This is a genomic window from Priestia sp. AB (genome assembly GCF_028369225.1).
GTDB classification, from domain to species: Bacteria; Bacillota; Bacilli; order Bacillales; family Bacillaceae_H; genus Priestia; species Priestia megaterium.
Map to the genome: position 1 here is coordinate 415,835 of NZ_JAQMYN010000004.1, position 21,646 is coordinate 437,480.

Genomic DNA, 21,646 nt, shown 5'->3' on the forward strand with positions numbered 1-21,646 from the left:
CACTGCATCTACTTAAAAGCTTATTCTTTTTAAAAATGCTAGTTATAAAAGATATCATATCCGCTTATATAACTACATAAAAAAGCTTTATCTACTGTTATTTCAACAGTAAACAAAGCTTTTATCAGCAAAGTTATATTTCTTATTTTAATAGTATGATTATTTAGTATGAATTTATGGAATAGATTTATAAAAAAATGACCTGCACCTTTTATAATCAGTTTCCTTTTACTTTTATAATAGCTTCTCCGTAGCTTGTCATTGACGTTTTAAATTCAGTTATGAACTTCTCTACTTTTGAAATAGATTTTTTCATTTCATCGTCCCCTTTGCCTATTATATAGCTCTATTATCAACAATTGTCTGCTGTTTGACAAAGTCAGTGGAAACGGAAACATTCCACATGAAAACGTACACATATCTGTTAAAACAGGAAAATATTCTCATTTGCTTAGTATTTCATCATTTTTCTTTCTTTTTTGGGGCTCTTCTTACGTGTTTCGCTCATCCAACAAAAGGATTTATGAGAACTTTCCCTTAAAATCGGCTTTACACTTCGTTCACATTCCCTCGTACCAACAGCAGGACCACTATGCGCATTAACAGTAGCCTTACCTTTTCTTCCCCTTCCATTTTTTATCCAAATTACCTCTTGCCTTAAAGTTAACTTTAATGATTAAGCTAGTTTTATAGTTTTTAAAATACAAAAAAGGGGAAATACCATGCTGATTAAAAGAATGGCGGTGCAGCTTTCTGAAGGACTTCAAGCTAGACATACGGCTTTATTTGCACGTGAAGCTTGTTCGTTTCAAAGTGACATTTTTATTGCGAAAGATGGAAAATGTGTAAGCGGAAAAAGCATCATGAAGGTCATGGCTTTAGCTGTTAAAAAAGGAGATGAAATAACACTGCTGACAAATGGAGTGGATGAACATGCCGCCGCTCGCGCCCTTGAAGAGTTTCTTTTAACTAAACATAGATAAAAAGCTGCTACACTATCCCTTACTCTCCTTTTTTCATAAAATCATAGAAAGTAAAATTTTTTCAAAAAAACTCTTGCTTTAAAGTCGACTTTAACGTTTAAGCTAGTGTTGTACTTTTAAATACATCAAATGACGAAAGGATTGTGTTTTTACTTATGTGTAATCAACATACAACAACATCACGTGTTTTAAGTGCGCCGCATGCAAAGGCAAAATTCGAGAACACGACAATTGAACGCAGAGAACTGCGAGCAGACGACGTTTTAATTGATATTAAGTTTAGCGGTATCTGTCACTCTGATATTCATAGTGCATTCGATGAGTGGGGCGGCGGGATGTTCCCGATGGTTCCTGGTCACGAAATCGCAGGAGTAGTTGAAGCGATTGGCGAAAACGTAACAAAATACAAGGTTGGCGATCGCGTAGGCGTTGGATGTTTCGTTGACTCTTGCGGAGAGTGCGAGTACTGTGTGAACGGTGACGAGCAATACTGTACAAAAGGCGTTGTTCAAACGTATAATTCGTTGGATTACGACGGAAACCGTACATACGGCGGCTACAGCCAAAAAATCGTCGTGAAAGAAGGATTCGTTGTTCGTATTCCTGATAAGTTAAGTATGGATGCAGCAAGTCCCCTTCTATGTGCAGGTATTACAACATTTTCTCCGTTAAAGCACTGGAATGCCGGTCCTGGCAAAAAAGTGGCGATCGTGGGAATGGGCGGTCTTGGACATGTAGCGATTCAATTTGCACATGCAATGGGTGCTGAAGTGACGGTATTGAGCCGTTCTAACAATAAAAAAGAAGAAGCTCTAAGCTTTGGCGCAGATCATTATTTTGCAACAAGTGATGAGACAACATTTACTGAATTAGCGGGTCGCTTTGACCTTATCTTAAACACAGTATCGGCTAACCTGAACGTGGATCAATATTTATCATTACTTCGCGTAGATGGAACGCTTGTTAACGTTGGCGCACCGGCTAACCCAGATCAGTACAGCGTATTCTCACTTATCACGGGACGTCGCAGCATTGCTGGTTCACTTGTAGGCGGCATTCGTGAAACACAAGAAATGCTTGATTTTGCGGCTGAACACGGCATTGCTCCTATGATTGAAGTCATCGATGCAAATCAAGTAGATGAAGCTTACGAGCGCGTTCTTCGCAGCGATGTTCGCTATCGATTTGTTATTGACATTTCTACACTGTAAATTAGAAAAAAGCGGGCAGCTAATTGGATGAGCTGCCCGCTTTTTATTTCTTTATAAAACACGAAAAACAACCGGTAAATTAGGCTTTAGATGAAAGTTCTTCCTGATACTTTTGTTCTAATTTATCATAGTAATCAATTTTCGTTTCCACTTTTCTAAAAGCCGCGTCCAGCTCTCTTTGTTTTTCCATCATTTTCTCTCTATGCTTTTCAAATATCTGCTTGCGCAAACCGATTGTATCATCGCCTTCTTGTGTTAATTCAACAATTTTACGTAATTCTAAAAGGGCAATATCCGTTTTTCGTAAGCAAATAATAAATTCCAGCCACTCGATATCAGACTCGCTAAAAATACGATTTCCGTTTTCATCTCTTTTTATAAAAGGTAAAAGCCCCTGCTGTTCGTAGTATCGAAGCGTATGCGTAGGCAGCCCTACCTTTGCAGCGGTCTCTTTAATATGATATTCCATTCCACTATACCCTCCATCGCCATTCTTAGTACGGCGTTTGCTTTATGTATCTAAGCTTCCCTTTCCAAGGGTGCTTTCAACTCATCTTTTAGATTTCTACTATACGATATATATAATAGATTCCGCTATTTTCTTTGCTACAAGGTAACTGTATAAATAGTATCATAAACATTAAAGTAAACGTTAAGGCAACTTATAAAGAGCTGCCGTGAAGTCAGCAGCTCTTTTCATTTTTATATAAAATACGATTAATCTGCGGCCAGCACTTTACTTAGTTCATTTAATAAATAATCAAGGGTTTGACTGATTCGAACTGTATTACGGCTTGTAAAACCTTCTGTAAGTCCTAACATAACCATATGCTCTCTTGCTGTTTCGATTTCTGTCATTAAGACTTGCATGACAACTCCTTTATACCACTTCACAGCTCATCACCCCTTTTTACTATACATATATCTCATATGCGGTAATCTTAAACCTATCATACAGGTTTTTGGGGGTGAATAGCGAGTTTTAGAGCTTCAACAGTTTTATTTTTTATAAAGTCAATATACTAATATAATTATTGAAATAGAAAGTATCACTCCACTTTCTGCTCGAAATTAAGAAAAAGGCCTCCTAAATGGAGGTCTTTTCTTATTTCTTAGAAAGCAGTCTAATACAAAGCCTCAGCCTCTAAAATATTCTCTGTAATACGAACCTTTCTCACACTCTATCTCATAGCGCAGCCTCGTTTGCTTTCTGTAAAGCTCTTCGGACAGCTCATTAAATTCACCTTCTGTGATAGATCCATGAATTAAATTGTTGAATAAATTATTAAGATGTTCAGTTAATTCTTGAAGTTTTTTTTCTTTCAATGAACGTCACCCTTTAAAATAATTTTCATCTCCTAAAATTATATCAAATAAAACGTTTTCATACGATATATTTTTTACTGAATTATCGTATTAAAGTGATGAAAGTATTTTTTAACCACCGCAAAACAGTCGAAAGGCTCAGATAAATCATTAATCACATGATTTCAGCAAAAAATTAGTGGATAAAGACCACAGACAAAAAGGCAAATGGTATCAACCGTTTTGACAAAAGCATAGGATGAAAAGAAAAATTAAACGAGAAAAGGAGAATGAGTATGCACTATACACCTTATTACCATCAGTGGCAGAATCCAGTGTATTACGGCTGGCAGCCATATAGTTATTATGTGCCGAATCACTATCACACCAGCGAACAATTTCAGCAAAGAAACGGTAAATTAAAGGACTACGGACCAAGGCCGTTTGTTATTAACATTAATGAAGCGTCAAAGCAAAACAATACGTACCGCACTGCTTTATGGACGGGAACACATTTACAAGTGACGCTAATGAGTCTTAAGCCCGGTGAAGATATCGGCTTAGAAATCCACCCTAACGTTGATCAATTCCTGCGTATTGAACAAGGGCAAGGCGTTGTTCAAATGGGCAAAAGTAAAAACAATCTAACCTTTAAACGAAAAGTCTACGATGACGATGCGATATTTATCCCTGCCGGAACGTGGCATGATGTCACCAATACGGGTACCACTCCGCTAAAGCTTTACTCCATATACGCTCCCCCAAACCACCCATTTGGTACGGTTCATGTGACAAAAGCAAACGCTCTGGCTGAAGAACATTAAAGATAAGCAGAGCGTTATACAGGATTGGAACGCTTTTTCAGGATCAATACTAAGTGAATAGATGGATGTTGACTAAAAAGCTCGCTAGAAAATCGGTGTATGACCTTTTCTAGCAGGCTTTTTTTAAACTTGCTATACATAAAGGATTTTGTAGCCAAGGAAAGAATTATACAATAAAATAATCTTTTTAAACCGCTTAAAATAACTGAAAGGCAAACAGACGATGAAATTATTTTATAAAGTTCCCAAATCAAACGTACATCCTTCTCTTAAACTAGCAAGAAAAATTCTATATATATCTGTAGAAGCAGTCATTATGACCATGCTTGTGATTAAATCTTTTACTGTGGCCTATGAAAACGACATAAATTTAATTCTCAGGCAGCTAAATGAACTAAAAGCTTCCATTGGTGGATTTGGCATAAACGAATCGTTATTTTGGTTTATGATAAAATGCAGTATCTTCACCATTGTTACATTCGATCTTTGCTTATACGTCCGAAAAATGCTACAAAGAAACAAAAGAGCTTTATGATTTATACGCTAAAGCTTTTACATTGGACCGCTATTAATTTCCGTGCAAGGCTTCGCTTTCCGCGGGCGGTCGATGAGCCTCCTCGTCGCTTGCGCTCCTGCGGGGTCTCACCTGTTCCGCTTTTCCCGCAGGAGTCTTCGCCTTGCCCTCCAATCAACAGCTAGAAGCATTTAAACACATGAAACCTACATTCAGCATACCAATAAAAAGCCGAACAAGTTGGATTCACGATCAAGAATCAAACTCGTTCGGATCTTCCTTTAGCAAAAACACTTTTGCCCCTGCCTCATGTTTAATAGAAAAATAATAAAAGTAGAGGCATATTACACCTCTACTTTCTGTTTAGAAATCTACATCGATATCTTCTTGAATGGTTCCGGTCACTTTTTCACTTTTAATTAATTGACCTTCTTTAAATGTTTCTTCTTCCTCATTTTTAACGGGTTTCAGCTGTTTATAGGAAGGAGCTGACGCAGAGCCAAGCTCTTTTTTAAGCAAATGAATTTCGCCTAACAGCTCGGTTCTTAATGAATGAATTAACGATTGAAAATCTTCTTCCCGGCTGTCTTTCTGCCCGTTTTGTTCCACAAGCTTCGCTACATAATCCTGCAGTTCCTTTGCCTGCGAGGCCTCATACTCCTCACGATTTGCAGCAAGACGTGAATTCATTTCTTTTTTTAGTAAGTCAATTTCGTCCAACAGCTCTTTTCGAAGTGAATGAACGAGCGTCTCCACTTCATTTTCTTTGCTCTTTTTTTGCAAGTCTTGCTGTATGAGTCTTACTATATAGTCCTGTAGCTCGCTTGCGTGCTGTTTTTCTTTCAGAAATGATGACACTTCTGACGGAATGTCAGCAGTGTCGATTGTGAAATTTGCACGTTCATCTCTATTACTTACGGTCTTTTGTCTTGCTCCTATCATATCTGCTGATAGATTGCCAGCTGTCAGAAACGCATTTGATAGTAAGTAAAATGGTGCAGCCATTTGGGAGCTTAGCTGACCGTACCAATCATCTAGTGCTTCCTTAAGGCGAGTGTTTTGATGACTCATATATGCTCCCCCTTTTTAAACGTGAACTGCGTTTGTTTCATGTCTGCTTAAAATTTCAAGACCGTATAAATTTAATTTGCGCGTCTCCGGCAAGAAAAGATGATTTTCTTCTCTGATTTCTTCCCCGTACATGTTATCAATCTGTTCTGCAATAAACTGTTGAAGGATAGGAGCCAGTCCTCCAATATAAATATATTTATAGACTTTATCTTTTGGCGATGGAAATAGATTTTCAACTTTCGTTAATAAAATTTGCGTGTATTCTCTAAGCGAAGCGTGAATAGGCTCCGTGAGATCTACTTTTTTCCCGCTATTGCCGTCTCTTTGCTCCATTTTTGCTTTATGGATATTGGCAATAATAAACTCTTCTAATGAACGAACATCATCAAAATACTCAAGCAGTTTTTCATTTCTTAGCTTTTCAATATGCTTCAAATATGAAATATCCGTAAGACACTTCAGCGAATTTCTGCTTTTAGGAGCTTGTAGTCCCGCAGGAAGAAGCGCAAGGTCAACCGTGCCTCCGCCCAAATCTACAATTAGCGTTTCAAAATGTTTGAATGCATTTGCTTCTTCTCTATCTTGTAATTCAAAATCTTTTTTGATCGCCCAGCGAGCCACTTCGCTTTCAATACGGCATTTGCTCGTTTCAATGTTCACAGTAAGCGTTTTTTCTAATCCAGGAGTCAATACCGTAACCGTGTGCTCTCCTTGAAAACGTTCGGCCATCTTCTGCTGCATTTCACTGAATTTATTTGTTTTCTTAAGCAGCCAAATCGGAAGCATAGTCGAGAAATAATTAATCGTCACATGATTATCCTCTTTGTCTTTTCCTTTAAGTATGTTGTAATAAGCAACTGAAGCTAAAAACATCACATAAGGAATATCAGATTCAGTTTTATTATGTAGCTTATTAATATGGATATTGCCTAGCACGTGTTTCTCTGCTGCGTCTCCTACTAAATAATACTTTTCTACTCCTTCGATTGTTGTAGAAATCAGTAAATTTTGAAGAAGTAATTCCGGTTCATTTACACTTGAAGGAAAATGCCCCTCTGCCTGATCTTTTGTGACTTCTACTACGTTTGTAGGAATTTCATAGTAATAACCATCCACTAGCGTTTGAAAAATTGAGTTACCAAAATCAACGTTTTGACGTTTGATATCCATCCTTGTTTCTCCCCTTTATCTTTTCGTGACAACACTAATAAGTATATATTTTCCTCATTTGTTTGTCTAAGTATTTAAATAATTTATGTTATTCTAAATTGACAATTAATTAATTTTAGACGGCTAATGTAATTGAAAAGCACTTGGAATGCTTCTTTTTACCAGTACCCATTTTTACAAAGAATGTAACATGTGACGCTGTGACTTCCCCTTAACTTTTTTGCAATATAAGCCATTCAATCACCAGCTAGAAGCTGCCACATACATGAAACCTACGTTCACCCTAACAACAAAAAAAACCAAACCATCAATCAGATTAATAGTTCGGATTTAACGTCAACTAAAATATTCTTGTCCCAGCCTCTGGGCTTTTTTATTTATTAATAACGCCATTTGTCTTTTTTTCTTTGCGGGTTTTCTGGCAGTTTGCTAAAGCCTATTTCTTCAAGGCCTTTTTCTAACGTCGCTCTTGTTTTGATTGTTCCAAAATCGACGCCTAAATCCACAACGGTTTGCGCGATTTCCGGACGTATTCCGGTAATCATCGTTTTAGTGCCGATAAGCTGTAAGGCTTTTACAATTTGAAAAATATTGTCCGCTACCATCGTATCGACGATAAGAACACCTGAAATATCAAATATTAAATAACTCAGCTGCAGCTGAGCGCTTTTTTCTAAAGCCGTTTCCATAATAAGCTGCGAACGATGCGTATCAATTTGTCCAACGATTGGCATCACAGCGATTCCTTCAGAAAGAGGAACGATGGGAACTGATAATTCTTCTAGCGCTGCATAAGCGCGTTTTATGGTGTCCGTATTATGTTCTTCGTAGATTTCGACAAATATATGATTAAGCTCATCAAGCATCGGATCAATTTTTTTACTTACATCAAGCATCGTAATAGGAGCGAACTGCTTCTGCTGCAGCTCTTCTGTAAAAACACCCCATATCACTGTTCGAAACAGCGCAAGTGATTTTAACGTTTGACTCAAAGAAAGTCCGTTTTCCACAGCCACTTTTCCTATATCTGTACCCCACTGAACGATTTTCTTTAAAACGACCGAGCGCTCTTCGAATAACGACTCGCCTAAATACTCAATGAGTTCTGCTCTCCATTTTAAAACTTCGCTTTCTTCGTGGTAAACCAGCTTCCGCTTATATTCAGAGTCCATCAGATCAGAAAATTGTATCGCTAATTCCTGTTTATTATCGATAATTTTCTTCCCTATATATAACAACTCATCCCTCATTTTTTTCTTTATCTCCTTTAGTTAGCAGAATTAACGATTACATTTTATAACAATAGTTATATCACATACAATATAAAAATATAACCGAAATAAAAAAATTGTTAGGCCCTCCCTATTTACTTTTACCCCTATTCTTCTAATCGATATACCTACCATAATATGATTGAAATTTCAGCGTTTGGGTAAAAAACTACTATGAATTTATTTCTATACTTATAAGGGGGCTTTTTCAATGAGTAAACATAAAGGAACCGTTAAATCATTCAACGAATCAAAAGGATCTGGATTTATCACACCCGAAGACGGATCAAAAGAAGTGTTCGTTCATTCCAACGCGATCGACCGTGAGGAATATAAAAACCTGGCAGAAGGACAAAAAGTAGAGTTTGAAATCCAAGAAGGAGCTAAAGGACCCAGCGCTATAAAAGTATACCCAGTTGACTGATAGAGTGACATTTACATACAGGTTATGGGTAGACTGTCGAATCAAATACTTTTCGAACCCAAAAACACCTCTTCGACTTTTGTTCGAAAGAGGTGTTTTTTTATATGATGCAACTAATTCTACATTCAAATTGAGGCATAACTAAATCCATCCAATCTAAAAACGAACAAATGGGATAAAGCAGCTAGTATGAATCACTTGTTCCAACGCTGTTAATTTTTTTGCTGGCGGCCGATGAGCCTTGCCCTCCATTCAGCACTTAGAAGCCCCTGCATATATGAAACCTACCTTCATCAAAACAATAAAAAATCCGAACGCGTTTGATTCTCTATCAAGAATCAAACGCGTTCGGATCTTCCTTCAACTAAGCTGCTTTTATTCTAGCTTCTTTTTTAAACTACTTAATTCCGTAATATTCTTCAAGCGTAATGCCTTTACTTTTAATCGCCTGCGCCACTGGTTTGCCTACATATCGCAAATGCCACGGTTCATATTTATAGCCCGTTACCGCATCTTTTCCTTTTGGATAACGAATAATAAATCCGTATTCTGCTGCGTGGGCATCGAGCCAAGCTGCTTCTTTAGTTCCGCCAAAGCAGTCTTGAGCAGCACATGTGCCGTCTTCTTTTGTTACATCAATTCCAAGACCCGTTTCATGTTCACTCGTGCCTGGCAATGCGCTATAAGTTGCCGCTTTATCATAACCGTCTTTTTGAACATACGAACTAAAAAGCGCGCTTTGCGTTGCATGTGAACGGTAAGCCGATACGCCAAGAAGCGTAACGCCTTGTTTTTTCGCACCCGCAAACAACTGTGCAATAGCAGCGGCTGCTTCACTTCGCATTTTTTTCTTTTCCGTTTGTTCTTTGAATGTAAATGGAATCGTTGTATATACTAAATCTTTCGGAACGTAGTTTTCCGGAAGCTTGTTTTGTTTATTCACAACAACTTGGATGCTTTCAGGGTTCGAAACCACTTTCATGCCAGCTAATGCTCGTACGTATTGACCGCTTACATAGCCAACCTTACCTTGATACGTAATTTTCAGCCAGCCGTTTGCTGCTTTAGCCGTTACGTCGAGCTGTGTGCCGGCTTTAAGTGTTGCCATGACAGCACCAGAAGTTGAAGCAGTTGTTCGAACATTTAAATTCGCTGTCGCCACATAGACAGAAGCTGCGGGAGTAGGAGCTGGAGCCGGTTCAGAAGAACTCGTTGATTCCTTTACGTACTGCGTGCTCACATAGCCCGTTTTGCCTTGATAGCTTACTTTTAGCCAGCCGTTCGCTGCTTGTTCTGTCGACGTTAGCTGCGTGCCTTGTTTGATCGTTACAACAATCGCGCTTGACGTCGAGGGACCGCTTCGAATATTTAAATTTGCCGTCGTTACATAGGTTTTGATCGTTGAACTCGCTGACTTTTTAACATACTCACTGCTTACGTAACCCGTTTTGCCTTGATAGCTTACCTTCAGCCAGCCGCTTGCTGCTTGTCCAACTACCATTAGCTGCGTGCCTTGTTTGACCGTTGCAATAATCGCGTTGGACGTCGATGGGCCGCTTCGAATATTTAAATTCGCCGTTGTTGTATATGTTTCCGCCGCTGCGCTTGCGACAGTTGGCTCACCGGTAAAATGTAAAGAATGAAGACCTAGAGTTCCTGCCCCTACAAGGGTAAAAGCAAGACCTGTTACCGCTAGTTTTTTGTAAAATCTTTGTTTGTTCACTTCTGCCATTTTTTATACCTCATTTGCAAAATATAATAGAAATATATGCTGCTAGTTTAATAGGTTAAGTGAAAACAGGATCCGATGTTTAAGCTCAACCTTAAACTAGCTACATTAAATAAAATCATTTGACGTCTAGAGGCTCTATACATTTGTTCGTTCCAGCTAGCACGTATCTTTAGAATACCGGATAATCGTGTCAAAAGTATATCAAAATATTTCAAACTTGTTTCCAAACTGATACATTTTCAACAAAAATAGAATAATAGAGCAGAAACAGCAAAAAAACCCTTACGTTTACTCTCAACTGCTTAGGGTAGAAAATAACTAAAAACAAAGATTGAGATGGTGATAAAATGAACACGGCAACGGATTTTTCCTCAACTGCGTTTCGAGAACCTCACACATTAAAACAGCATATTTTTGATACGCTTCATTTCTACTACCCCGCTTGTATTGACAAAAAAAACGGCGGATATATCCATGAATACTACGACGACGGCACCGTCAACAACACGCATTCAAAGCACTTAGTAAGTACGGCGCGCTTTATTTATATCTTCAGTGTAGGGGCTCTTTTAGACGGACCGGATTGGTGCAAAGAAGCAGCTCAGCACGGCATTCGTTTTCTACAAAACAACCATTATGATAGAAAGCACGGCGGGTATTTTTTTGAAGTAGCCGATGACGGAGAAGTAAAAGATGATTCGAAACAAGCATATGGCCACGCTTTTGCTCTTTTAGCTTCTTCCATCGCGTATCAAGCCGGCATTTCAGAAGCAAAAGAAACAATTGAACAGGTACATGACGTGATGGAAAAGCACTTTTGGGAAGACGTGCACGGCTTTTACCGAGATGAATGGGACGCGCCGTGGTCAGCTTCTTCTTTATATCGCGGCCAGAATGCAAATATGCACATGTGTGAAGCGATGCTTTCTGCCTTTGAAGCAACAAGAGATAAAAAATACTTGGACCGAGCGTACACGCTTGCAAAAGGCGTTACTCAGCAGCTTGCTGAACGATCTGGCGGCATGGTTTGGGAGCATTATGATACAGACTGGCAGCCAGATTGGGACTACAATAAAAACAATACAAAAGATGAATTTCGTCCGTACGGCTTTATACCAGGACATCAGTTTGAATGGAGCAAGCTGCTTTTATGGCTTGATCGGCACCGTTCGGAAAACTGGATGACAGAACGTGCAAAAGATTTGTTTGATAAGGCCTGGAACCGGGGCTGGGATGCTAAGTACGGAGGTCTTTACTTTGCGCTGTCGCCTCAAGAAGATGTCATTGACCGGGATAAAAACTACTGGGTGATGGCTGAAGCCATTTCTGCGGCTTCACTGCTCGGGGTAAAAACCGGAGACAGCGGATATTGGAAAGCATACGATGCCCTGTTCTCCTACTGTCAGAAACACTTTATCGATCACACATATGGAGGCTGGTATCAGCTGTTAAATCAGCAAAACGAACGCTACAGCTCGAAAAAAAGCCCGGCTCCTAAAGCCGATTATCACCCTGTGGCAGCTTGCTATCAAACGCTGATAGCACTGAATTCTCTTTGAAAGAATGATCATGAAGAAACCGTTTTCTTCCAAATGCGTTTATTTCTTTTATTTAAGGGAATTTACTTACTAACAATCATTGTTTACACATTTTAGAAAAAGCTCGACTATATATATGCAAGGAGTGAGGACGATGTATTTTTACGCGTTAGCACAAGGAACAGATTCTGGAGATCCAGTAACACTGCACCATGAGAAGCAATTTTCGAAAAAAGAATTTTTAGAAATGTTTAATGAAGCATTAGATGAGTTGGATACGCATCCATCTCCAAGCGACGTCGGTGAATACCTTTGCCGTGCGTACGGATTTCAAGAAATTGAAATCGAGACGGGTGTTGTATGCTACTGCGCTCCGTTTAGAAAGCTAGACGACTCAGATATTATAGAAGACCGCACGTACATGGACGCCACGACAGGGACACTAAAATACAACTAATTAAAAAGAAAGGTTGGATGCGTGTGAAGACCGTACAAAACATTTATCGAACGAGTGAAGCTGTACCAGAATCGGGGGCTTACATTTGTGCGGAAGGTGAAATTAAACTCTTTCAAAAAGATGATCTTTTTACACCTTGCCCACACACACGTGAATCAACGACGTGGAAGCCCATAGATGACGCCTTTTCAACCGGAGAATTGGTTCCGCAAACCGGTCGCTATACCGATGAAAACGGCAATCAAGTAAAGCTAAAAGAAAACGATTTATTTCCAAGATGCCTTCGTTCAGGTGAGCCTACGACGTGGAGGCGAGGATAACAGCCAACAAAGCAGCCGCTTATTAAGCGGCTGCTTTTATTAAAGCTTATTTAAAAAATGAATTCTTTTTTCTTCCTTTTAACAGATCGCCCGTCCACCCTTTCATTCGTAAATAAAGATAAATAGCCACGGTCGACAGAACAATCAAAATAAGCGCATAGACATAGCCAAACTTCCAGTCAAGCTCGGGCATTCCTTTAAAGTTCATTCCCCAAAGGGCTCCAAAAGCCGTTAAAGGCGTGCTGATGGCAGTAAGGAGCGTTAAAGCTTTCATAATTTCATTTCCTCGATGAGTAGACACAACTTCTTCTAATTTAATTAACGCGTCAAATTCTTTTTGATATTGTTCAATCAGCGTTAAGCCAATTTCAATTTTTTTACACATCCGCTGATATTCGACCGTTTGGTTAATTTTTTTATGAAACGCTTCTTCTATTCCCATGGTGACTTCTCGAACAGAACTGATTAAATTTGTCCATATAAGCAGGTCGTACCGCGCTTTATGAATGTCATCCAACACGTCAATGTTATTATTATGGCGCACTTCCCACAGAAGCTCTCTGAAATGACTTTCAAACTGATCAAACCCATTTAAGTGTTTTTTCATAATTTCGCCTAAAAGAATAAAAAAACTTTCCGCCGTGTTAGCAGACTGCTTCATTCGTTCAATCATTCGTTCATGATTGGTGTTCTCTAGGATTTCCAAATCAATTCCTGCCGTTATAATAAACTCCTCGGTAATATAAAAATGAAACGAATCGTAATCCCTTTGATCAAACGACTTCTTATGATAAATCAGCGAACCATAAATAAGCTCGCTTTCTCCTATCACGTCTACTTGAATATGATTAGAATTTTTCTTTTGAAGCTGCTGGCAAAACCATTCATCTCTTGGATACTGATAGTCTTTGATTATATCAGCTATTCCATCTGCTTCTTCTAAATCAAACTGATACCATTTCCACTGATCGTTCGTCACGGTATTCATACTTTCCCTCTTTCCCCTTTTATTAGAATTTTTCCCTATATACAATCACTTAAAACCTAACATAAAAAACAAACATACATTTCATATCCATCTTTATGAAAAAGATGCTATAATAAATACGTTGCGCACCTGCGCATGCTTTATAAGTTTGAGAGGAGAATAACAGTGAAGAAAGATATCGCTTTACGTTCTTATCTGCTAGAAAGTGCACCAACTATGACGGAAGAATGGTATGAATCTTTGGACAAAAAATCTTCTGAAGGCGTATATACCTCTAATGATCCCGATGTCATTCAACGCTTAAAAGCGCAAAACTATGAATTTCATTTATATATTAGCAACGTCTTTATAGAAGATGAAAAAAGCTTTTTTGAATCTTTTAACACGTGGCTAAATAAAGTTGCCAAAGACCAACAGCATCTTAGAACCCCCATTCAAAGTATTATTAAAGAATTTATGAACGTCCGCAAACAACACTGTGAGTATATTCGCCGGTTTGCAGAGCTTCATGATGACATCACTCAGCAGCACATCGATGTATGGAATGAAAAAGTAATAAGAGTGTTTGATATTATTATTTTGAAATTCATCACAGAAGCGCAGGAATATGCATCAAACCGCCTCCGCTCTCAGCAGGAAATGATTCATGAATTAAGTTCACCTGTTATTGTGATTAAAAAAGACGTGGCTCTTTTACCATTAGTCGGCGATATTGATACGGCAAGAGCCAAAATGATCCTAGAAAGCACGTTAAAACAGTGTGCAAAGAAGCAAATCTCTCATTTGTATATTGATCTGTCAGGAGTTGTGATGATCGATACAATGGTCGCGCACGAGCTGTTTCAACTGATAAATGCGCTTGATTTAATCGGCGTTAAATCAATTTTATCCGGCATTCGTCCTGAATTAGCCACTACTGCGATGCAGCTTGGTTTAAGTTTTGACCATATACGAATTAAATCGAATCTTGCTCAGGCATTAGAAGATGATTCAAAAATTGTAATTGCTTCTAGCACTCATTAATATAGGGATACAAACAAAAAACAGCCCGAGAAGGCTGTTTTTTATTTTTTATGATGAATGTTTTCAGAACCTGATTCATCTTTCGTTTTCGTTTTATTTTTCTCTTCTTTTTGTTCAAGTCTTATATCTTCCAACGGCATAGGATCGACCGTTTCTTCTTCTTTGAAACGTTCAAATAACGTTTCGTCTTGATCTGTTACACGCTGTTCCGTTTCATCTCTTTTTTTTGGTGTATTTGAAATAGATCTTTTCTGGCGTTCTCCCATCTTTTCTCCTCCTTTACTATAGGTGAAGCAATTATGTGTTCATGAAATCTCCGCCGTTGACATGAAGCGTTTGACCCGTCATATAAGATGAATCATTTGAAGCTAGCAGTACATAGCAGCCTACGTGCTCCACAGGATGCCCAGGTCTGCCCATCGGTGTGTCTGTACCGAACTCTCCTACTTTATCACCCGAGAAAGTAGACGGGATAAGCGGTGTCCAGATTGGGCCCGGCGCTACAGCGTTAACGCGAATGCCATCTTTGACAAGCGCTTGCGCCATACTGCGCGTAAAGCCGTTGATTGCACCTTTTGTCGCCGTATAATCGATCAGCTGAGGATTTCCGCGGTAAGGATTAATTGACGTTGTATTAATAATCGCACTGCCTTTTCCTAAATAATCAAGCGCTTTTTTCGTAAAATAAAAGTATGAATAAAAGTTCGTTTTGAACGTTCGTTCAAGCTGTTCACTCGTAATTTCTTTAATGCTTTCTTTTGGATGCTGCTCTCCTGCATTGTTCACAAGGATATCAAGCTTTCCAAGCTCACTCACTGTTTTTTCTACCGCTTCGTTACAGAACGATTCGTCTCCTACGTCTCCTGCAATCAGCAAGCATCTTACACCTTCTTCTTCAATGCGGGCTTTTGTTTCCTCGGCGTCGCTATGTTCGTTTAAGTAAACGATGGCTACGTCCGCTCCTTCTTTCGCATAAGCAATGGATACAGCTCGTCCAATTCCGCTGTCTCCCCCGGTAACTAGCGCTACCTTTCCTTTTAATTTTCCTGTACCAATGTAATTGTCATCCTCATAAATAGGGAGAGGATTCATCTCACTTTCGATACCCGGCTGGCGGTCTTGCGTTTGTTGGGGCTGACCTTGTGTTTGTTGATCTTGTAAATTCATTTTAATCTCCTCCTATTTTTGATGGAACTTTTTAGTATAGTTTAGGTTTAGCCTTCTGTTTTGAAGTTCAAACATCTTTTTTTAAAAGTTTATGAAGTTTCTATTCTCTTTTACTATCTTAGAAAATTCATAGAAAACAAGTTTAAAGTTGGAAACAAAGGCTACAGAATGAGTAGAAGATGTATTTCAGAAATATCTTTTATCAGGAGGTTTGGTTCGTGTATGAAACACATTCAAGTAGCAGAAAACCAAGAGGAGGCAGTCTGCGTCATCCATTCTTTTTTAAAGAAAGGATTTACAAGCAAAGATATTTATCTGCTGGCCTACGATAAAGAATGGGCTCAGAATTTAACGGAGGCAACACATACAAAAAAGTACAGAATGGCAGAGCAAGGTATGTTTGAAACGGCGGTAAATAAGCTTCTTTCAAGAGAAGATGAGCTTCTTTCAAAGATGGCTTCGCTTGGCTTATCCAATCAAGAAGCAAACCGGTATAAAGAAGAAATGAAACAAGGAAATATCGTGGTTATTGGCGCACAGAGTCAATCAATTCCCTACTAAAACAGCGGAAACGTTTTTTATTAGCTTATAAGGGTATTTAGTAAAATAAACCATTGTCTATCAAGAAAGGAAGTTATAACGATGTTAAATTATTTGGGAATTCAGATAGGCTCTCTTTACTTTCCTACTAGTATTTTGCTTATCACGTTTCTTGTATTAATCGGCTTTTTTATTTATTTCCTCTCTAGAAGAAGAAAAAACCGCCATGAATCACGTGAGCAATCACGAGGAAAATAAAAGAGAATGCCAATTTAAAAGCCCTTCATGCAGAAGGGCTCTTTGTACTATAAAACAGGCAGATATTTTCATAGCGCGGGGTTACATAAAAAGGTGGACGAGGTCCTAAAAGCGGCAGCTCAATTATTAATACTGCTTCAATTGTGACGTATAAAGGCTATGAACAGTTAATTGACTACACGGCAACTAAAGGAGCCATTGTTGGTTTCACTCGAGCGCTGTCCAATAGTGTGATTAAAGACGGCATTCGCGTAAACGCAGTAGCTCCGGGCCGCATTTGGACACCGCTCATTCCAGCAAGCTTTTCAGCTGATCAAGTAACGCAAGTAGACAATCCGATGGAACGCCAAGGACAGCCGTTTGAACTTGCTCCAACCTACGTGTATCTCGCAAGCGACGACTCACGGTTTGTCACGGGGCAAACGCTGCATGTAAACGGCGGAGAGTGGGTTTCTTCTTAAAAATCTCAATATAAAAAGCGTGAAGCCAAGCTCCACGCTTTTTCATTATTTACGGGATTCTTTTTGCAAAGGCGATTTTTCAATGGAACGCGTAAACCGGTAAACATCAAGTTCTTGTCCTACCTCTGAAGGCAAATACCCAAACGTTGTGAAGCTGTCTACTGATTCCGGCTCAAGCGATAGAGACAATAAATTGTTTTGCGGCTGAGATGTTAAAAAGACGTAGCTTCCTTTTGGGAACGTCACCGTTTTTTTCTTCACGATTGTTTGCACGTCTACATTTGGTTTGTTTTCGTAGGCTTCATTTTCAATACGGCTGCTGACCGAATACGCTTCTACTGAAAGAGCCGTTTCTTTCGTTAACTTGAAGCCTTTTACGCCTTGTCTCTGCAATTTTGCTGCTAACTCTTCATGTCCTGCCTTTAAAATGTAAGCAGTTGGACGTTCGCGGACAAGCGTTGGCGTTGCCGCTTTGGCACTATAGTACGTCACAGGAATTTCTTTAACAGACGCGCTTTCCACATCAACCATTTCTAACGTAGAGTTTGGTATTTTTTTATTTTCACTGTTCACAACAATTGGATCATGATCATTTGCATTTTTTCCTTTTTTGACAAGAGCCGCTTTTTCTTTTGCAATCAGCGCTTTAATTTGTTTGGCATGGGCGGCTGTTTGCGTAATGAGCTTTTCTTGTGTAGCAATTTGGGCACTCACTCGCCGCGGAAAATCTTCTCGTCCAATGCCAATTCCTCTGCTTTCCACTAAAAACGAAAACGATGGATACAAGCCTAATGAATTTCGACCAATTCTCGGTTCAACTGAGCCTTCTTCCACTTCAAGCTGCCCTTGTTTATTCACTTGAGACGTATAGTATACTTCTCCTGAATATCCTTGCTTTTCAATGGCTGTAAGCGTACTATTCACAAACAGCTCATCAGACACGTCTCGAATGTTCTGCGGAATATTTAAGTTTCGACCAGACTGCAGTAAAATATCGTGATACTTCCACACGCCTTCTTTACCGATATTTTTAAATCCGCTGCTGTAAGGCGTATATTCATGAGCGTCGATGACAACTTCTGGTGAAAAACGGTTAAATTCAGCTCGTACGCTCTGCACTTCCGGGCTTTCAAGCTTTATGTAGTCGCGGTTTCCATCTAAATTATTTGCTAGCTGGCGCTTGAATGCATAAGATCCGTCTGGATTAATGCGCGGGACAATAACAATGTTCACTTTATTTAGCACATCTTTTCCAAAGTCTTCTGTCAAACGCGTTGCCACGGCGAGTACAGATTCACCGCTTGCCGGTTCATTTCCGTGAATTTGACTTTGAAGCCAAATCGTTGGTTTTTTAGATGGTTTTCCATCCGCAAACTTCTTTTCCTTTGAAAAATACAGAGCTGGAATGTCACGCCCTTGCTGTGACTTTCCGATAATCTTCAGCTTTACGTACGGACTTTTATGAGCAAGCTTTTGGACATAGCTCATCATTTCTTCTTGAGTCGTAAATGCGTCTTGTCCTTTCAGAAATGCCGGCGTCGCTTCATTCACCTTTATTTCCGGATAAAGCGCTTTAATTTTTTTCGGCTGACTATAGTCTTTTCCGTAATAAGGCATCTCAGCTTGTACCGCAAGTGGCGACAGCAATAATCCAATCGACAAAAGAGCCGGCACGGCCGTTCGTTTTACAGTTTTTTTCATTCATTTACTCCTCCCCATCCCTTTGATTAGACATTTTAAATTTTTAAAATATTTAAAATGTTTCATAAATAATTATACCGTTTAAGGAAATAACTTCAAGATAAGGGAGCTGAACCTTTTTGACTATTTTAATGTAAGAGAAGAGTGCGATTTTATAACAAAGAGATTAGGACATAACAAAATCAACTCTATATGAAGACGACTACTCAGGATAAATGATCTCAACCGCTTTTCCCGCAGGATCCTTCACCTTCAATTAACTGCTAGAAGGAATGAAACAAATGAAATCTCCGTTCGCTATAACAAAAAAATGCACCCCTAATCAAACATGTTGATCAATGGTTCATTTTTCATTTCAGCTAACATACGTTTGTTCCAGCCTCTTTTTTATGTATGAACTGCTATAAAACTTAGCATTTCCTCGAGCCCGTTTTGCGCTAGTCTAGCTGTTTCATATTCCATGCAGCTATCTCTCCTATATTCATTTCTTTACGGATTCTAGCGTTTCTAAATCATATCGGCCAATTTCTTTGTTGTTTCTCGTGATGACGAGTTTTCCATGCCTCGCTACCTTTTGGAGTTTTTTTAATTTCTGATCGGACGGAGCCATAGGCATTTCTTTGTTTTTAACAGTCGCGCCCAGATCGTAGTGCACATCGACTTTTCCTTTTTTCATATAGTCAAATTCTTCAATTCCCATACCTGTACCGAACTGCTCATGCCCCTCATCAAATACATTAACGCCTACTGTATTGATAGATGCTTTCTTTAAATCTTCATTCGGTATAATTTTAGCTTCTATTTCGTCTTTATCATTTTGATAGAATTTACGCTTGCCTTGCTGCTTCATTTTAAACTCGTAATACAGCGCTTTTGGTTTTACATCGACCATTTTTCCTTTGCTCTCTTGTATACCAACTTTTCCAATTAAATTGGCATCATCTGTTATCTTGACTTTCACTTTTTGAATGCTATAGCCGCTCTCTTCTTTGCTAGCAGAGTTTGAGCACGCTACCAATGACATTGCCAAAAAAGCACTCAATGTGCCCACCATAAATTTCTTCACTTTATCACTCCCTGAGGATTAATATACCATAAAAGGAATTTAAATGGATGTTTCTCAGTCGATTTTGTAAATAAGTAAAGAGGCAGCAACCTATTGACTTAAGTTTCCTTATCAACTCTATAGAAACATAAAAAACTCTCTCCATAAGGAAAGAGCTACTCTATCACAAAGTCCGCTTCTGCTTTTACTACTCCGTTTACAATAACAGAAAGCGTATGCGTGCCGCTGTAATGTTTTCTTGTACTTAAATCTTTAAACGCATGCTTTTTTGTGACTGTCAGCGTTTGACCTGCTTTTGCTTGAACATTTTTTAGCATAAACACTTTTTGAGTGCGGTTTCCTTTTGCTTTTACGTAATGAATTCCGTACTCTATGCGAAGCGGCATGGGTTTTTCCACGGATAGTTCAAAGGAAAAGTCAATGCTATCACCGATTGTAATAGTATGCGGCTGTAAGCTAAGCCCTGTGACAGTCACGCCAGGATCATCTCCATAGCCGAAAAGAGACAGAGCTTCAGGATCTCCTTTTTTCAAAAGTGAGCGGCACGCATGTTTAACGATCCAGTCGGTTTTAACGTCTTTTCCGTACCAGCTTTTCACCACATCAAGCATCCAGTCTTTTTCTATGTAAGAAATATCATTTAAATGATTGGCTACGCTTTTTCGGACATAGAGCGATTCATCGCATTTTAACTGTTCTAAAATCGGCAGCGTTTGTTTTGGATCTAGCTTTAACGCAGGTACTGATTGTCCCCACGGAAGTCTAGGCCGGCTCCCTTCGCTTGCTAATCTGCGAATATGATGGTTTTCATCTCCTGCCCATTCAATCATTTGCTGGAGCATTCGATTTTTATCTTGAATTAAAAACGGACGCACCGCAAATTCTGATGTGGAAAACGGCGTAAAAAAAGCGAGTGCTTTTATTGAAGCTTCCCAATCGTCCAATCCATACAGTTCAACGTAATCTGGAAAAATCGTGCCTTGAAGTCCTCCTACCGTTGGAGCCACTTTATAGAGGATATGAAGTGCTTCTTCATAATCTCCCGGCAGCACTTCATGCATGGAAAGCGTAATTCTTCTCATGCGCTCTTTAAGCGCCAAGTCTTGCCAATCTTGTTGAAAAACAAGCGCATGAAATGCTTTTTTATCAAATGAACTCATTTCACGTGAAAAAGCGTCGCTTAAGTGCGTAATCAATTCTTCATTAAACACGCTTTTACGTAATTCTTCAGCCATACTTATCCCTCTTTTCCAGGCAGTATTTTATTTTCTTTTGAATAAATCGCCCGCTCGTACATCCCTTTTTTAAAAATTTGCATGAACAGCTGCTTATTTTTAACTTCTTTAAATCCGTACTGACTGTACAAACCGTGAGCATCTTTTGTTGCCAATAAAATTTTTCGTACGTGTTGAATCGGCTGATAGCGAATCATTTCTTGTACCAGCGCTTTTCCAAGCCCATTGCCTCGTGCGTGCGGAAGAATAAACACATCCGCCAAATAAGCAAACGTCGCAAAATCAGAAATAATTCGTCCGAACCCTACTTGTTTATCGCACTCATCATACACGCCAAAACAAACGGAGTGTTCAATGGACGTTTGAACAAGGTGAAGCGGAATTCCT

General features: G+C 39.1%; 25 protein-coding genes and 1 pseudogene. 11 read left to right on the top strand and 15 right to left on the bottom strand.

What is annotated here, in order from left to right:
• The first annotated feature begins 722 nt into the window (after positions 1–722).
• Together POF52_RS15375 and POF52_RS15380 are read left to right on the top strand one after the other, a co-directional pair.
• Entirely contained in the window at positions 723–983 is a 261-nt protein-coding gene (locus POF52_RS15375; RefSeq protein WP_176584395.1) for an HPr family phosphocarrier protein, read from the top strand.
• Between the two features lie 155 nt (positions 984–1,138).
• The gene (locus tag POF52_RS15380) at positions 1,139–2,194 is read left to right on the top strand and encodes an NAD(P)-dependent alcohol dehydrogenase (RefSeq protein ID WP_271993344.1); all 1,056 of its coding nucleotides are present in this window, start codon (positions 1,139–1,141) and stop codon (positions 2,192–2,194) included.
• 79 nt (positions 2,195–2,273) lie between these two features.
• On the opposite strand, the gene POF52_RS15385 is transcribed toward POF52_RS15380, so the two are convergent.
• From POF52_RS15385 to POF52_RS15395, 3 genes are all read right to left on the bottom strand, one after another.
• Positions 2,274–2,663, bottom strand: a complete 390-nt coding sequence (locus POF52_RS15385) for a MerR family transcriptional regulator (RefSeq protein ID WP_016764980.1) — start codon at positions 2,661–2,663, stop codon at positions 2,274–2,276.
• Positions 2,664–2,911: 248 nt separating this feature from the next.
• Positions 2,912–3,088, bottom strand: a complete 177-nt coding sequence (locus tag POF52_RS15390) for an aspartyl-phosphate phosphatase Spo0E family protein (RefSeq protein WP_016764981.1) — start codon at positions 3,086–3,088, stop codon at positions 2,912–2,914.
• A gap of 243 nt (positions 3,089–3,331) precedes the next feature.
• Positions 3,332–3,520, bottom strand: coding sequence for a hypothetical protein (locus POF52_RS15395; protein ID WP_013058178.1), 189 nt, complete (start codon positions 3,518–3,520; stop codon positions 3,332–3,334).
• 275 nt (positions 3,521–3,795) lie between these two features.
• Between POF52_RS15395 and POF52_RS15400 the strand changes: the two genes are divergently transcribed.
• Entirely contained in the window at positions 3,796–4,323 is a 528-nt protein-coding gene (locus POF52_RS15400; RefSeq protein ID WP_176584398.1) for a cupin domain-containing protein, read from the top strand.
• 536 nt (positions 4,324–4,859) lie between these two features.
• Here POF52_RS15400 and POF52_RS15405 read toward each other — a convergent pair.
• The 4 genes from POF52_RS15405 to POF52_RS15420 form a co-directional block, all read right to left on the bottom strand.
• A complete protein-coding gene (locus tag POF52_RS15405; RefSeq protein WP_176584399.1) occupies positions 4,860–5,015 on the bottom strand; it encodes a hypothetical protein in 156 nt (51 codons plus the stop codon).
• A 185-nt stretch (positions 5,016–5,200) separates the two neighbouring features.
• On the bottom strand, positions 5,201–5,908 hold the full coding sequence (locus POF52_RS15410; protein ID WP_271993345.1) for a hypothetical protein: 708 nt from the start codon (positions 5,906–5,908) through the stop codon (positions 5,201–5,203).
• 15 nt (positions 5,909–5,923) lie between these two features.
• Positions 5,924–7,078: a ParM/StbA family protein gene (locus tag POF52_RS15415; RefSeq protein WP_176584401.1), complete on the bottom strand. Its 1,155-nt coding sequence runs from the start codon at positions 7,076–7,078 to the stop codon at positions 5,924–5,926.
• A 380-nt stretch (positions 7,079–7,458) separates the two neighbouring features.
• On the bottom strand, positions 7,459–8,328 hold the full coding sequence (locus tag POF52_RS15420) for an STAS domain-containing protein (RefSeq protein ID WP_271993346.1): 870 nt from the start codon (positions 8,326–8,328) through the stop codon (positions 7,459–7,461).
• Positions 8,329–8,560: 232 nt separating this feature from the next.
• On the opposite strand from POF52_RS15420, the gene POF52_RS15425 reads away from it, so the two are divergent.
• Complete coding sequence (locus POF52_RS15425; protein ID WP_271993347.1) at positions 8,561–8,773, top strand: cold-shock protein; 213 nt, start codon at positions 8,561–8,563, stop codon at positions 8,771–8,773.
• Between the two features lie 397 nt (positions 8,774–9,170).
• On the opposite strand, the gene POF52_RS31170 is transcribed toward POF52_RS15425, so the two are convergent.
• The gene (locus POF52_RS31170; RefSeq protein ID WP_442956643.1) at positions 9,171–10,505 is read right to left on the bottom strand and encodes an SH3 domain-containing protein; all 1,335 of its coding nucleotides are present in this window, start codon (positions 10,503–10,505) and stop codon (positions 9,171–9,173) included.
• A 347-nt stretch (positions 10,506–10,852) separates the two neighbouring features.
• On the opposite strand from POF52_RS31170, the gene POF52_RS15440 reads away from it, so the two are divergent.
• The 3 genes from POF52_RS15440 to POF52_RS15450 all read left to right on the top strand — a co-directional run bounded on the left by POF52_RS15440 (position 10,853) and on the right by POF52_RS15450 (position 12,820).
• Complete coding sequence (locus POF52_RS15440) at positions 10,853–12,064, top strand: AGE family epimerase/isomerase (protein ID WP_271993348.1); 1,212 nt, start codon at positions 10,853–10,855, stop codon at positions 12,062–12,064.
• A 133-nt stretch (positions 12,065–12,197) separates the two neighbouring features.
• Positions 12,198–12,500: a hypothetical protein gene (locus POF52_RS15445; protein WP_016764990.1), complete on the top strand. Its 303-nt coding sequence runs from the start codon at positions 12,198–12,200 to the stop codon at positions 12,498–12,500.
• Between the two features lie 17 nt (positions 12,501–12,517).
• A complete protein-coding gene (locus tag POF52_RS15450) occupies positions 12,518–12,820 on the top strand; it encodes a hypothetical protein (protein WP_218039764.1) in 303 nt (100 codons plus the stop codon).
• 46 nt (positions 12,821–12,866) lie between these two features.
• Here the strand turns inward: POF52_RS15450 and POF52_RS15455 are convergent, their stop codons facing one another.
• Entirely contained in the window at positions 12,867–13,808 is a 942-nt protein-coding gene (locus tag POF52_RS15455; protein ID WP_176584406.1) for a magnesium transporter CorA family protein, read from the bottom strand.
• Positions 13,809–13,973: 165 nt separating this feature from the next.
• Here POF52_RS15455 and POF52_RS15460 point away from each other — a divergent pair, with 165 nt between their 5' ends.
• A complete protein-coding gene (locus POF52_RS15460; protein ID WP_271993349.1) occupies positions 13,974–14,831 on the top strand; it encodes an STAS domain-containing protein in 858 nt (285 codons plus the stop codon).
• Between the two features lie 41 nt (positions 14,832–14,872).
• On the opposite strand, the gene POF52_RS15465 is transcribed toward POF52_RS15460, so the two are convergent.
• Positions 14,873–15,097: a hypothetical protein gene (locus tag POF52_RS15465; protein ID WP_016764994.1), complete on the bottom strand. Its 225-nt coding sequence runs from the start codon at positions 15,095–15,097 to the stop codon at positions 14,873–14,875.
• Between the two features lie 31 nt (positions 15,098–15,128).
• Positions 15,129–15,998: an SDR family oxidoreductase gene (locus POF52_RS15470; protein ID WP_013058194.1), complete on the bottom strand. Its 870-nt coding sequence runs from the start codon at positions 15,996–15,998 to the stop codon at positions 15,129–15,131.
• A 222-nt stretch (positions 15,999–16,220) separates the two neighbouring features.
• On the opposite strand from POF52_RS15470, the gene POF52_RS15475 reads away from it, so the two are divergent.
• The 3 genes and pseudogenes from POF52_RS15475 to POF52_RS15485 form a co-directional block, all read left to right on the top strand.
• Positions 16,221–16,559: a general stress protein gene (locus POF52_RS15475; RefSeq protein WP_013084198.1), complete on the top strand. Its 339-nt coding sequence runs from the start codon at positions 16,221–16,223 to the stop codon at positions 16,557–16,559.
• A gap of 81 nt (positions 16,560–16,640) precedes the next feature.
• Positions 16,641–16,796 carry a hypothetical protein gene (locus tag POF52_RS15480; RefSeq protein ID WP_169305194.1) on the top strand — a complete coding sequence of 52 codons (156 nt, stop codon included), beginning with the start codon at positions 16,641–16,643 and terminating at the stop codon, positions 16,794–16,796.
• A gap of 107 nt (positions 16,797–16,903) precedes the next feature.
• Positions 16,904–17,257 (top strand): annotated as a pseudogene (locus POF52_RS15485) (SDR family oxidoreductase); the annotation flags it as partial.
• A 45-nt stretch (positions 17,258–17,302) separates the two neighbouring features.
• Here POF52_RS15485 and POF52_RS15490 read toward each other — a convergent pair.
• The 4 genes from POF52_RS15490 to POF52_RS15505 form a co-directional block, all read right to left on the bottom strand.
• Positions 17,303–18,958, bottom strand: a complete 1,656-nt coding sequence (locus POF52_RS15490; protein ID WP_271993350.1) for a M14 family metallopeptidase — start codon at positions 18,956–18,958, stop codon at positions 17,303–17,305.
• Between the two features lie 481 nt (positions 18,959–19,439).
• Positions 19,440–20,024: a hypothetical protein gene (locus POF52_RS15495; RefSeq protein ID WP_271993351.1), complete on the bottom strand. Its 585-nt coding sequence runs from the start codon at positions 20,022–20,024 to the stop codon at positions 19,440–19,442.
• Between the two features lie 155 nt (positions 20,025–20,179).
• A complete protein-coding gene (locus POF52_RS15500) occupies positions 20,180–21,259 on the bottom strand; it encodes a DNA alkylation repair protein (protein ID WP_176584409.1) in 1,080 nt (359 codons plus the stop codon).
• A 2-nt stretch (positions 21,260–21,261) separates the two neighbouring features.
• A complete protein-coding gene (locus POF52_RS15505; RefSeq protein ID WP_334314409.1) occupies positions 21,262–21,642 on the bottom strand; it encodes a GNAT family N-acetyltransferase in 381 nt (126 codons plus the stop codon).
• Positions 21,643–21,646: the final 4 nt, after the last annotated feature.